Source organism: Algoriphagus halophilus, from assembly GCF_900129785.1.
Classification (GTDB): domain Bacteria; phylum Bacteroidota; class Bacteroidia; order Cytophagales; family Cyclobacteriaceae; genus Algoriphagus; species Algoriphagus halophilus.
In genome coordinates, this window is record NZ_FSRC01000002.1 from 169,421 (window position 1) to 182,339 (window position 12,919).

General features: G+C 39.0%; 16 protein-coding genes. 7 read left to right on the forward strand and 9 right to left on the reverse strand.

The genetic code is table 11. The features are described from left to right. Positions 1 to 188 precede the first annotated feature (188 nt). The 5 genes from BUR11_RS12655 to BUR11_RS12675 are packed head-to-tail and all read left to right on the forward strand — an operon-like array spanning position 189 to position 3,628. Complete coding sequence (locus BUR11_RS12655) at positions 189 to 1,430, forward strand: M16 family metallopeptidase (protein ID WP_074225366.1); 1,242 nt, start codon at positions 189 to 191, stop codon at positions 1,428 to 1,430. After that, positions 1,427 to 1,909 carry a 2-C-methyl-D-erythritol 2,4-cyclodiphosphate synthase gene (gene ispF / locus BUR11_RS12660; protein WP_074225367.1) on the forward strand — a complete coding sequence of 161 codons (483 nt, stop codon included), beginning with the start codon at positions 1,427 to 1,429 and terminating at the stop codon, positions 1,907 to 1,909. Before BUR11_RS12655 ends, ispF begins: the two co-directional genes overlap by 4 nt. Further along, entirely contained in the window at positions 1,906 to 2,589 is a 684-nt protein-coding gene (mnmD, locus tag BUR11_RS12665) for a tRNA (5-methylaminomethyl-2-thiouridine)(34)-methyltransferase MnmD (protein ID WP_074225368.1), read from the forward strand. Before ispF ends, mnmD begins: the two co-directional genes overlap by 4 nt. A 56-nt stretch (positions 2,590 to 2,645) precedes the next feature. Beyond that, entirely contained in the window at positions 2,646 to 3,158 is a 513-nt protein-coding gene (locus tag BUR11_RS12670) for a hypothetical protein (protein ID WP_143185988.1), read from the forward strand. Then, entirely contained in the window at positions 3,155 to 3,628 is a 474-nt protein-coding gene (locus BUR11_RS12675) for a Clp protease ClpB (RefSeq protein ID WP_074225370.1), read from the forward strand. The genes BUR11_RS12670 and BUR11_RS12675 overlap by 4 nt, the downstream gene beginning before the upstream one ends. Here BUR11_RS12675 and BUR11_RS12680 read toward each other — a convergent pair. The 6 genes from BUR11_RS12680 to BUR11_RS12705 all read right to left on the reverse strand — a co-directional run bounded on the left by BUR11_RS12680 (position 3,625) and on the right by BUR11_RS12705 (position 8,237). Next, entirely contained in the window at positions 3,625 to 4,128 is a 504-nt protein-coding gene (locus BUR11_RS12680) for a hypothetical protein (RefSeq protein ID WP_074225371.1), read from the reverse strand. The two genes, BUR11_RS12675 and BUR11_RS12680, sit on opposite strands and share 4 nt — an antisense overlap. Positions 4,129 to 4,198: 70 nt before the next feature. Further along, positions 4,199 to 4,858: a phosphatidylserine decarboxylase family protein gene (locus tag BUR11_RS12685; protein ID WP_074225372.1), complete on the reverse strand. Its 660-nt coding sequence runs from the start codon at positions 4,856 to 4,858 to the stop codon at positions 4,199 to 4,201. Between the two features lie 73 nt (positions 4,859 to 4,931). Beyond that, on the reverse strand, positions 4,932 to 6,209 hold the full coding sequence (locus BUR11_RS12690; protein ID WP_074225373.1) for a Glu/Leu/Phe/Val family dehydrogenase: 1,278 nt from the start codon (positions 6,207 to 6,209) through the stop codon (positions 4,932 to 4,934). A 70-nt stretch (positions 6,210 to 6,279) separates the two neighbouring features. Further along, a complete protein-coding gene (locus BUR11_RS12695; RefSeq protein ID WP_074225374.1) occupies positions 6,280 to 7,119 on the reverse strand; it encodes a phosphatidate cytidylyltransferase in 840 nt (279 codons plus the stop codon). Beyond that, the gene (locus tag BUR11_RS12700; RefSeq protein WP_074225375.1) at positions 7,103 to 7,309 is read right to left on the reverse strand and encodes a putative signal transducing protein; all 207 of its coding nucleotides are present in this window, start codon (positions 7,307 to 7,309) and stop codon (positions 7,103 to 7,105) included. The genes BUR11_RS12695 and BUR11_RS12700 overlap by 17 nt, the downstream gene beginning before the upstream one ends. Further along, a complete protein-coding gene (locus BUR11_RS12705; RefSeq protein WP_074225376.1) occupies positions 7,293 to 8,237 on the reverse strand; it encodes a CPBP family intramembrane glutamic endopeptidase in 945 nt (314 codons plus the stop codon). The genes BUR11_RS12700 and BUR11_RS12705 overlap by 17 nt, the downstream gene beginning before the upstream one ends. A gap of 38 nt (positions 8,238 to 8,275) precedes the next feature. Between BUR11_RS12705 and dusB the strand changes: the two genes are divergently transcribed. After that, a complete protein-coding gene (gene dusB / locus BUR11_RS12710; protein WP_074225377.1) occupies positions 8,276 to 9,265 on the forward strand; it encodes a tRNA dihydrouridine synthase DusB in 990 nt (329 codons plus the stop codon). Between the two features lie 106 nt (positions 9,266 to 9,371). Continuing rightward, positions 9,372 to 10,268 (forward strand): DMT family transporter, encoded by an 897-nt coding sequence (locus BUR11_RS12715; protein WP_074225378.1) that lies wholly within the window; start codon positions 9,372 to 9,374, stop codon positions 10,266 to 10,268. A gap of 2 nt (positions 10,269 to 10,270) precedes the next feature. On the opposite strand, the gene BUR11_RS12720 is transcribed toward BUR11_RS12715, so the two are convergent. From BUR11_RS12720 to BUR11_RS12730, 3 genes are read right to left on the reverse strand one after another with little or no spacing between them, the layout of a single operon-like run. Further along, entirely contained in the window at positions 10,271 to 11,170 is a 900-nt protein-coding gene (locus tag BUR11_RS12720) for a M23 family metallopeptidase (RefSeq protein WP_074225379.1), read from the reverse strand. Between the two features lie 60 nt (positions 11,171 to 11,230). After that, positions 11,231 to 12,304 (reverse strand): DUF3810 domain-containing protein, encoded by a 1,074-nt coding sequence (locus tag BUR11_RS12725; RefSeq protein ID WP_074225380.1) that lies wholly within the window; start codon positions 12,302 to 12,304, stop codon positions 11,231 to 11,233. Positions 12,305 to 12,318: 14 nt separating this feature from the next. Further along, positions 12,319 to 12,900, reverse strand: a complete 582-nt coding sequence (locus BUR11_RS12730) for a NifU family protein (RefSeq protein WP_074226118.1) — start codon at positions 12,898 to 12,900, stop codon at positions 12,319 to 12,321. Positions 12,901 to 12,919: the final 19 nt, after the last annotated feature.

Sequence of the window (12,919 nt, forward strand, 5' to 3'; positions counted from 1 at the left end):
AGTATATTTTGGGAAGCTAACTTAGTGTCTTGAACCAAAGTTCGGTTTTTTTTGTAAAAAAATTGAAAAGCTTCGATTAACGGTAATTTCTTGGGATGATTCATTTAAAATATTACTAACCAAACGGAGATTTAAGCTTTCTGTTGCACCCAATTTCAGGAAAACCTTAGCTTTGTCGGCCAAATAACATGCTACCATACCATCAATTTTTCTTAAACAACGGACTTGAGGTAATTGTCCATGAAGACCCGAGCAGTAAAATGGCGGTCTTTAATTTACTGTACAAAGTAGGGTCCAGAAATGAAGAAGCCGGAAAAACTGGACTTGCTCATTTTTTTGAGCATTTGATGTTCGGGAGTTCCAAAAATGTACCCGTGTTTGACCGAGAATTAGAACGCGTTGGCGGTTCATGTAATGCCTTCACCAGTCCAGACATTACCAACTATTACATCACCCTTCCAGCCAGCAATATAGAAACAGCTTTCTGGCTAGAATCTGATCGTATGCTTCAACTCACATTAAGTGATAAAACCATCGAGACTCAGAGAAAAGTAGTAATAGAAGAATATAAGCAACGGTACCTAAACCAACCATATGGCGATATTTGGCATCACTTAAGAGACTTGTCTTATGTGGAACATCCATATAGGTGGCCTACCATCGGACAGCACCTAAGCGACATTGAAAATTACCAGCGTGAAGATGTCTGGGATTTTTACCAAACCAATTACACCCCAGAAAACGCCATTTTAGTCGTGGGCGGAAATGTCACCAAATCCCAAATTGAAAGACTATCACAAAAATGGTTTGGTCCTATCACATCAAAAAAACAGGAATTATTAGCTGTTGTTCCAGAACCTATTCAACAAGAGAAGCGCGTCAAAACGATAGAGGCAAAAGTTCCTACAGATGCACTCTATAAAGCATACAAAATGCCAGGTAAACTGGCCGAAGGATATGCTGCGGCAGATTTGATATCCGATTTACTAGGATTTGGCAAATCATCCATTTTGGAGCAAAAACTTGTAAAAAAAGGAAAACTTTTCGCTTCTATAGGTGCTTATGTGTTGGGTTCCGTAGATCCAGGTCTTTTGGTATTTTCAGGAAAAATGGACTCTGGGGTTACTTCTGAGGAGGGAGAACAAGCTTTAGAAGAAGAAATCCAGGCATTTCTCAGTAAAGAAATCTCTGAAGAATCTCTTCAAAAAATCAAAAATCAAGGCGAAGCCATGAAATCCTATGAATCTATCCAGCTATTAAACAGGGTATTTAACCTTGCTTATTACGCATCTTTGGGTAGTCCGGAATTATACATGACTGAGTTTGAAAATAAATCAAAAATTAAGGCAGAGGAGATTTCCAGTTGGTCATCCAAAATCCTAGTGGAAGAAAACTCCAATGTCATACATTATAAATCTCTTCCTTTATGAACGCATTTAAAATAGGCATGGGATACGATGTCCATCAGCTGAAAGAAGGTTATGACTTTTGGCTTGGTGGAATCAAACTAGAACATGAAAAAGGGGCTGTTGGTCACTCGGATGCAGATGTATTAATTCATGTAATTTGTGATGCACTTCTAGGTGCAGCAAACCTGAGAGACATTGGTTATCATTTTTCGGACAAAGACCCCCAATTTAAAGGGATAGACAGTAAAATACTGTTGAAAGAAGTTATGGAAAAAATCAGGGAGGCAGGGTTTGAAGTAGGCAACATAGACTCTACCATTTGTCTCCAAGTGCCGAAAGTAAATCCTCACATTCCAACTATGAAATCATGCCTAGCGGAAGTGATGAATATTCCTGAAAGTTCAATATCCATCAAAGCAACTACCACCGAATGGCTTGGTTTTGTAGGCAGAGAAGAGGGTATTTCGGCTTATTGTGTGGCATTAATCTATCATGTATGAGCGGCAAATTAAAAATCATCACAACCGAAGACGGTTCCCATTCCCTTTACAATGAAGAGCTTAAAGAAACTTATCATAGCTTTCATGGAGCATTGAAAGAGTCTGTACATGTCTTCATGCTTTATGGGATTGATTCTTGGTTGATGGAAAATCCAACCAAAAAACCTCTACGGATATTTGAAGTTGGTTTTGGCACCGGCCTGAATGCTTGGCTTACCTTGATTTGGGCAGAACAAAATCAAATTCCTGTTTTATACCATACCATCGAACCATTTCCTCTTTCTGAGGAAATATATTCTCAATTGAATTACGGTGATCTCGATGATGGCTTTTTCCATTATAAACCATATCTACAAAAATTACATAAAATGGAATGGGATAAAGGCGCCATCGTTTCAGAATATTTCAATATGAAAAAAGAAAAAACCAGCCTTGAAGAAGTTACATTATATCCAAGCGACGTGGTATTTTTTGACGCCTTTGCACCAAGCAAACAGCCCGAATTATGGGAAAAACCTCTTTTGCAAAAGGTTTTTGACTCGATGAACCCAGGCGGAATATTCACAACTTACTGTGCCCAAGGCCAATTAAAAAGGGACCTAAAAGAAATTGGATTAGAAGTGGAAAGTTTGCCAGGACCTCCAGGTAAAAAGGAAATGACCCGAGGTTGGAAAAAATAATTTCTAATTTGGAATAAGCTTTGGAAAATGTGAAGGGAAACCAACCTTTTACTATCATGAAAAGTATCTTATTCTTTTGGGTGTTTTTACTTCCCTTCCAAATAATTGCTCAGGTTCCAGTAGAGAATTTATTGAAAGAGCGTCAATACTTACTCTACCAACTTCAAGAGACCAAGAGAAACACTGCCTCAATGATGGAATTGGCTTTAGAATCCCGACCTTCATCTGAAGGACGCTTAGCTATGCAGATAATTGAAAAAGACAATGCCATTATTCAAAAGCTACAATTAAGTGATCGGATTGACCATTCTTCTATTCTTTCCGAAAATGAGCAATATAAAACCATCACACTTTCACAAGAACAGGATATCCAAAAACTCAAAAATGCATTGACTCAAAAAGGTTATGAAGTGAATGCATCTCGGCTGGGAAAACGCAAATTTGAATTAGCGACCCTTATATTTTTCATAGGAACGATCACTTTTGGTTGGCTTTTTGTCAGAGATAAAATATCTTTTGATAAACCTACACAACTGTCTTCCATTCCAATTTCCACAAAAAAAGAATGATACTCGGCTTTCTATTACTGATTTTATCCATTACTCCACCCCAATTCACCAAGGCAGGCGAAGCTAAACTGGAACGCATGATCCAAGAGCGTGATGCCTTGACTGCTGAATGGAAAAAAAGTGAAAGTAAAAAGTCAGGAATCTTTGGAAATCGCACCAAAAAAGACATGATCGAGACCAATGAATGGCTAGAAAGAATTCTGGCCAAGGACAATTTGATCATGGATGAACTTCGAATGATTGGGGATATAGAAACTACGGTTGCCACACAAACAGGAGACGACTATAAGGCCATTACTTTGAAATTGGAGCAAGATGTACAGGCATTGAAAAGAGCATTGGCAGAACGAAACAAAACCATCAACGGAATGCTTGAAACCCGCAGGACTTTTGAATGGACTACGCTGATTTTTTTCCTAAGCACCTTTGGACTAGGGTATTGGATCTACAAGATCAAAAAATCTACTTAATTCCTCTCCACATAGATTTTTGTAATAGGGCAATTTCCATCAAAGGATGGGCATTCATATGAAATCTCCATCTGATTTTGACCCTCAAAAAACATAAGTTCTGTTGGCCCATTTGGCTCAGAAAAATCTACCAAAAAAGGTCTCAATTGATCTTTTGGAACATAAAAAGGTGGTTCACTGGTAGTGTAGAATCTACTCATCCTAAATCCCTCCTCTATAAAATAGATAAAATCACGCCCATTGAGGATATAATCCCCCATAAGGATGTTTCTATACCCCAAATCGTCTCCATCTTCAGTTAACCGTACAGTAGTCTGAATATTGAATGTGCTGTCACTTGTAAATTCAAGTGTTTCTATCACCCAATAATTCAGCGAGTCAACAAAAACTTTGCTTTCCCAAGTCCCAATATGAAGTGATTTTGGTTCTTCCCTCTCACTGCAAGCAATGAAAAACACTAAAAGCAATGGGAAGAGAAAAAAAGTTAAAGCCCTTTTCATAAAAAAATTAAATAAGTTGATGAATTCATAACTAACTCACCAGCTAAAACAATATGTGATTACCCTACTTTTATTTCAATCTTGCAATAGGAGTTCTAGCACCTTTGGTTTTTTGTTCCAAGTCAACCAAAATTTCTGCATCCAAAGGCAAAAACAAATCTACTCTAGACCCGAACTTAATAAACCCGAACTCTCCACCTTGCTCCAATTCAGAACCAGGTTTTACATACCATTTGATTCTTCTAGCTACGGCACCTGCGATTTGTCTCACCAAAATCTGAGTTCCTTTAGCATGACGAATCACCATGGTAGTTCGTTCATTTTCAGTACTGGATTTTGGATGCCATGCTACTAGGTATTTACCTGGATGGTATTGAAAAAAATCGACCACTCCTTTGATCGGTGAACGGTTTACATGAACATTTACAGGAGACATAAAAATAGAAACCTGCCTTCTGTTTTCTTTTAAATACTCATCCTCAAAGGTCTCCTCAATTACTACTACTTTCCCATCCGCTGGAGCATAGACCAAGTTTTCATCATTAGGAAGCGGAAAAACCGGGTTTCTAAAGAATTGAAGAACCAGCACATAAATAATAATACTGCCTAACATGGTTATGTTGAGCAATACTGTTTGCTCCGGCATGAAGTAATAAAGCAAGTAATTCAACGCTACAAGGATGATCATCATCCAAAAAAGCAAAACTCTACCTTCTCTGTGTATTGTCATATCTGGGTCAAATAAAAGGCGTGGAGATAAATCCACGCCTCAAAGATAAACTATTTGATGGATTGATTAAATATTAGAACCCTCCACGATAAGTATAAGTTTTAGCAACTTTATCGATTGCTACAATATATGCCGCAATTCTCATCGGCACATCATATTTCTGAGATGCCTGATACACATGATCAAATGCATCTTTCATGATTCGGTCCGAACGTCTGTTCACACGATCAGCTGTCCATTTATAACCCAGTCTATTTTGCACCCATTCAAAGTAAGAAACGGTCACCCCACCCGCATTAGCTAAAATATCCGGTACAGCCATGATTCCTTTATCATTGATAATGGCGTCTGCTTTGGCTGAAGTAGGTCCATTGGCACCTTCCACAATTAGCTTGGCTTTGATTTTCTCCACATTGTGAATGGTAATGACATCCTCTACTGCTGCAGGAACCAACACGTCTACATCCAAAAGCAGTAATTCACCTGGATCAGATAATTTCTCTGCTCCTTTGAAACCTTCCAAGGTTCCATTATTAGTATCTCTATACGCTACAGCTTCTTGGATATTGATCCCATTGCTATTGTAGTATGCACCGGAAATATCAGAAACTGATACGATTTTCAAACCTCTTTCTTCCAACAATAATGCAGCCCAAGATCCTACATTTCCAAAACCTTGTACGGCACAGGTTGCTTGGAAAGGGTTGATTTTCAATTTTTGCATCGCTGCCATGGCAGAAACCATTACTCCACGACCAGTCGCTTCAGTTCTTCCCAAAGAACCTCCTAATACCAAAGGTTTACCGGTTACTACTGCGTTAATCGTCATCCCTTGTGCTTTGGAGTACTCATCCATCAACCAAGCCATTTCTCTTGGACCAGTCCCCATATCAGGAGCAGGAATATCCTTATCAGGACCAAACACATCGATCATCGCCAAAGTATAAGCTCGAACTAATCGTTCAATCTCTCCTTTTGACATTTCTCTTGGATTGCAACGAACCCCACCTTTACCACCACCGTAGGGAATATCCACGACAGCGCACTTCCAGGTCATCCAAGCAGCCAAAGCCTTCACCTCGTCCAAATGAACATCCGGAGCGAATCGAATACCACCTTTAGCAGGACCTAGAATGTTTGAATGAATTACTCTGATTCCTTCGAAAACCTGAATTTTTCCATTATCCATGGTAATCGGTAAGGAAACGATTACTTGTTTAGCGGGATTTTTTAAGACGCTATAAACCTCATCAGAAAGACCAAGTTTTTCGGCGGCAATGTTAAATCTCTCCATCATTGACTCCAATGGATTTTCTTTATCCATTATTGGAGCCGGTTCGATATAAGCCATATTGGGTTTTTATTTAGAATATCAAATTCGACGCAAAATTAAGTAGATTTTCAGTATACAGATGCAGGAATTAGAATATTTTCAAAAACGCGGTAATAAAAGGGGCCGAAAGTAACAATCCGTCAAAACGATCCATAAATCCTCCATGCCCTGGCAAAATATGACCACTGTCTTTAATTTCTATAGAACGTTTGAACAAGGACTCAATCAAATCTCCATATGTTCCGGCGATGATAATGATTCCTGCAATGACCAACCATTTCCAATCTTCAATTACATGAAAATACCTTGCCAACACAAAAGCTACGGCTATCGCTGAAAATGCACCTCCCAAAAATCCTTCCCAGGATTTCTTCGGGGATACACGTTCAAATAACTTCGTTTTACCAAACTTTGTTCCTGCAAAATAAGCCCCTGTATCACTTGCCCATAAAATCAACAAACAGCCAATAAGGATTTCAAAATGGTACACTTGGTCCACAGAAAAGACCGCCAAATTCAATAAAGAAAAGGGAACTGCTACATAAAAAATCCCCAAATAGGTAAAGGCAACTCCAGTAAATGGTTTTTTGTCTGTTTTTCGATACAGCTTAATAAATAAGGTTAGAGATACCAAGGGGAACATAAGATACAAATACTCATGAGGGAACTGTTCTTTTTCTATCAAAAATGTCAAGGTAAAAATCATGAGGCCCAAAAAGGTCCCAAAACTTTTCAAAGGTAACATTCCATCCAAGCCAGACAGTTTGTAAAACTCCATTTGAGAGAAGCCAAGAATGACGGCAAAAATGAAGAAATAGGTCCAATCTGAATAAATGCTTCCCCCTACAACTACTAAGGCTCCGAAAAATGCGGTGATGGCTCTTTGCCCTAGATTGCTGTAATTATTTATATTAAAACGTGATCTCATTCTGGATTATATTGTTTGCAAGCAGCAAGTCTTTCTTCTGTACCAATACTTCATAAGTACCAAACACATGATAGATCGTTTCTTTCTTATTTAAAACTACTGCGTTAATTTCATTTTCTTCCAGGACTCCCTTGACTATCTCCGCCCGGACCTGCATGTCACTTTCAAATACTTTAATCCAATTTTCCATTTTCGGGCAAATTAATTTTCTTAAGGTAATAGATTCCAACTACAAGTACCAATAAGCCTAAAAATGCTGCTGAATAAGAAACATCATCTGTAGATTCCAAATCAAAATCAATCATTCCTTGATTGGATAAGTATACCATGATGACAGTAAAGCTATTGTTGAAAATATGGGCTAAAATTGGATAAAGAAGACTTCCGGTAAATAGGTATAAATACCCGAAAATAGCCCCTAAGAAAACTCTGGGTAAAAAGCCATAAAACTGAAGGTGAATTGCCGAGAAAATAATGGCTGTCAACCAAACACCCCAATGCCCAGATTTTAGGTAACGGTGCATTTTGGCCTGAACCAAACCTCTAAAAAACATTTCTTCACCAATGCCCGCAAAGACTCCGATGACTAAAATCCCTGTGACCAACTCAGGAATCGTCTGAAAGTCTGTTAAAAATTTGGTCAATTCCATCAATTGCTCCTCTGTTTCTTTCATCCAGGCCTCCAATCCTGCCATGGATTCGGGAAGAGCCAAGTTAGAGTTTAAGTACACCAACAAAGAGTTAAAGAACATCCCGCCAACAGTAATGGCAAGAACAATTAACAAAGCATTCCATTGAAACCTGGAATTCTGGACATCCCAGTGCATGTCCGCCTTATCAATAAATCTGGTAATTACCCAAGCTGCCACCCAAAATCCAATTCCTGATCCAATTCCTTGGACAAAAAGCATGGCCATTCTACCATTGGGCACATCAAATTCTCCATTTATAAGCCCCAAAAGGTCTTCTACTGGGATATTAAATAAGACCGGAACAAGGGCCAAAGCGATTCCCTGTAATAAAACTAATACCCCAATAGCAACTAAAACAATGACAATCAGGGATAAAAGCCAGTTTTTCCGTTGAGCTATTTCTGAGTTGGTTTCGTAAATCTCCATATTTGAGGTAAATTTACGCGCAAATTTATAATACAGAAGTGGTTAAGATAGGAAAGTTGGAATTGGGAGAGTTTCCCTTGCTGTTAGCACCCATGGAAGATGTGAGTGATCCGCCTTTCAGAGCCGTGTGCAAACAAAATGGTGCTGATCTCATGTATACAGAGTTTATCAGTTCAGAAGGACTAATTCGTGATGCTGCCAAGAGCGTCCAAAAACTCGATATTTTCGATTATGAGAAACCTATTGGGATTCAAATATTTGGAAATGAAATCGAATCCATGCGTGAAGCAGCCGCGATCGCTGCGGAGGCTGGACCAGATATTTTGGACATCAATTACGGTTGCCCAGTAAATAAGGTAGCCTGTAAGGGAGCCGGAGCAGGCATTTTGCTGGATATCGATAAAATGGTCTCCATGACAGCTGAAATCGTAAAAGCAGTCAACATACCAGTTACTGTTAAAACCAGATTAGGTTGGGATAATGACACCATCCGGATCGTGGAAGTAGCAGAACGATTACAAGATGTAGGAATTCAAGCCATCAGCATACACGCCCGCACCAGGAAACAAATGTACAAGGGAGAGGCGGATTGGAGCTATTTAAATTTAGTGAAAGAAAATCCTCGCCTTCATATTCCTGTTTTCGGAAATGGAGATATTGATTCTCCTGAGAAAGCTCTGGAATATAAAAACAAATACAATGTGGATGGAATGATGATCGGAAGAGCAGCAATTGGTTACCCATGGATCTTCGATGAAATCAAACATTTTCTTGCCACTGGAAAAAAACTAGAGTCCCCATCCATTGAGGAGCGAATCGCAGTAACCAAAAAGCATTTGGACTTTTCGGTCGAATGGAAAGGCGAAAAGCAAGGTATTTTGGAAATGAGAAGACACTATACCAATTATTTCCGTGGCATGCCCAACTTCAAACCGATACGAACAGAAATGGTCACGGCAGATAGTTACGAGCATGTCTGCCATTTGCTAGACCAAGTGGCGGATCAATATGCCGACTACGTTTTCTAAAAATCATCAAAGGGCTTGAAATTTATTTTTTTCAAGCCCTACTTTTTTGAAACAAATATTATTTGGTTTTGCTTCCTTTGTAAGAGCTTTTTAAAGCAGACGATCCATGAAAACTACCACCAACGATGAATCTCTGAAAAATTGGGGAATGCTTATCCTTTTGGCATTGGTATGGGGAAGTTCTTTTATCCTCATCAAAAGGGGGTTGGAAATCTTCTCTCCAGGTGAAGTCGGTGCTTATAGAATTGTAGCAGCAGCGACATTTCTGCTTCCCTTATCTCTTCCAAGAATAAAAAACCTCAACAAACACCAGATTACCTATTTAATCATAGTAGGATTGGTAGGGAGTTTTATTCCTGCTTTTCTTTTTGCCAAAGCCCAAACTCAGCTCAGTAGTTCCTTGACGGGGGTACTTAATGCTCTTACCCCATTATTTGTAGTAATAATAGGGGCTATTTTCTTTGGTTCCAGGATCACAAGGAGGAATGGAATTGGTTTGGCTATTGCATTTATAGGTGTTTTTATTCTAGTCACCGTTAAAGAAGGGGAAGGATTTAACGCATTCTCAGGAATCAACGCTTATGCATTATTCGTGATTCTTGCCTGTATTTGTTATGGCTTCAATTTGAACATCATCAAGTTTAAATTCGAACTATTAAAGCCTATAGAAATCACTGCTATATCACTCTTGATGGTCCTTCCAATGGCCCTGGTATTTCTATTTACGAGTACTGATTTCTCATATAAAGTGGTGAACGTTCCCGGTGCATTAAAAGCATTAGGCTACCTGACACTCTTGGGAGTTTTAGGAACGGCCTTGGCACTCATCATATTCAATGTCATGGTAAAGAGAGTCACTCCAGTCTTTGCCAGCTCGGTAACTTACCTCATCCCAATCGTCGCTATTATGTGGGGAGTATTAGATGGTGAAGTTTTATTAGTTGGCCATTATGTAGGAATCGTGGCAGTGATTTTGGGAGTTTGGTATGGGAATAGGAAGTAAAACTATTGTTTTTCGCTTTTATATTTTTTCAATTCCCTTTTAGACATTTCTACTGTAATGAGCTCATCTGGATGGGCCACTGTCAGACTCTCCGGTTGATTGATTTCTATGGTGCCATCTGATGTAGCAAACCTTACAGGAAAAGGTTCATACTTCAGTTTTTCCACCCCATCCTTTGCAGGCTTTAAATTTACCATTCTGACATGAGCACCTGAATTATAATTCTCTCCAGCTGAAGTGGCGATTACCTGCCCTGGAAGCACCGGATCCCCTACTTTTACTTGTTGACTTCCAGTTTTTAAAACCATGATTTTAGTGAAGCTACCATCCTCATGATAGATCTCAATAAAATTCTCTTCCCGTTGAAAGTCTAGATTCTCTTTCTGTCCCGCCACTCCCATATTCATGGAGGATATGACCCCCTTTCGAGGAGCTACAATTTCTGTAGGTCCTTCCAACTTAAATGAAAGTCCTACATAATCATTATTTTTCTCCTTGGGTTGAAGTCTATTTTCTAAATGTGTCATTGGCTGAGCCAAGATCTTTTCACCTTCCCGTACAGGAAAAAAATAGGTTGGTTCTACCTTATTCTTTCCGTACATATTCCCTTTAACATAGCTGATGGAATAACGGTAATTGGTAGAAGCATTCTCCTGAATTCGTTTTAAGGTTGTGGCCCTATTCTTTCCAGGCATCGCCACAACGACCACTACATTCCCGCTAGTAGTACTCAAGTTTTCCAAACTGGAAAAATTTAAAAGAACTGTATAAGGAATTTCAGCTGTATTGACCGTGGACAAATCAACAGATCCATCCGCTTGTCTATCAGACTCAACAGTGATTTGAGCAAATGATTTACTACAAAATAAAAAGGTAAGTAGGGCGACTTGAATTCTTTTCATGCATCAAAAATGATTTTAGTTTTTATACTAAAATCTCTTTTAAAAAAGATAAAACCAAATTTATTCTCCATTCATTCTCTTCCTCCAGGCATAAGCCAACATAGGAAGTTGCTGATAACTTTTCACGCCGGCTTTTACTCCTTGGGATTTCAAAAATATATCATTTGACTTTCGACTCAATTCATAGGAGATTGGTTGAATGGCCTCGCTGGCTTCCCTGATAGAAAGAATGTCTTTTTTCACTCCAAGGTCGAGACCTTGAATAAACACTTTGTAATCTTCAGGATCCATTCGATAATAATCGCGGATTTGGTACATCAGCAACCTCAATTGAGCAGAATATTTCAACAAAGGATCATTACTGTTTCCACATATTACCCAAGCAATAAAGTTCGCTTCCCCTTCATTGGTCACACCATAGCTATGGGCCATTTCATGGGCTACTGTAAAAGGCTGTTCCAATGGATGCAAAGTTGGGTCTATATAGCTCTCTCCTGTAAAGGGGAAATAAATACCTAAAATCCCCATTCTTCTCATGAAACCGGGCGGTGGAAATAATTTGGTTCTAGGCCTACCGGTAAAATTCAACCCCAACATATCCAAATTCTCTCCCATATTAACCCGCACTACCTTTTCCAACTCGGGATAAGGTAAAATTTCAGTTATGGCAATCGTATCAGTGGTAATCAATCTTCTATATTGCTCCACCAATCGCTGGGTAATCATTACTTCCTCCTTCAGCTTCTCCAAATCCAAAGATTCGGTTTTTAAACCTAATTGCTGGAAGATAGGCGTGCGCTGATAATTGTAACCCCACAGCACTAAAAAGAAAAATATCAGGGCTCCCAAACCATTGGCCAATGCCCTCAATGAATATAAAACCTTTCTTTTCCATCCATATCTTTCTCTGAGACGATAGATATAGATCCCTAAAACAATAAATACTGCGATGATAAAAAAATAAACGCTGGGAAATGGCAAATATCCCAGCGTCTGATCTATCACATTCCGAATTACCGGAAAGAATTTTCTTGAATAAATTTCATCTGTAGCTTCTGGATTGAGAGATGCCACATATCGAATTCCTAATGCATTTACACCAAGAATTACCCAAGTCCAATCTCTTTTCCCCATCAGTACGGATTTACTTAAATTCCTTCTGCTTCTACTTCCTTCACTTCCGGAAGCATTCTGGTCAAAAGGTTTTGTATTCCAGCCTTTAAGGTAACTGTGCTAGAAGGACATCCTGAGCAAGAGCCTTGAAGCAATACTTTGACTACTCCGTCATGGAATGAATGAAATACAATGGCTCCACCATCCTGCTCTACAGCCGGTCTGATATATTCATCCAGAATACCTTTAATTTTTTTCACAACTTCTGAATCGTTCTCATCAAACAAAGGATCCTTGTCAAAACTTGCCTTTACCACAGGCTGCCCTGATTCTAAATACGCCTTGATATGATCTCTGAATATATTCTGAACTTCAGACCATTCCACATCCTCAGATTTGGTGACAGTCACGAAATTAGATGCAACAAAAACTCTCCGAACAGCTGCAAAATTAAACAGTTCCTGAGCCAAAGGACTATTTTCTGCACTTTCAGCATCTGGATAATCAAAACTTACTCCATCTTCTGCCAACATAAAATTTGCGACAAACTTCAAAGAGTTTGGATTTGGATTAGCCTCCATGTATAAATGGACAGGTCTCGCTTGTGCTTTTAGCATGGTATTCTCTTTTTTGTTT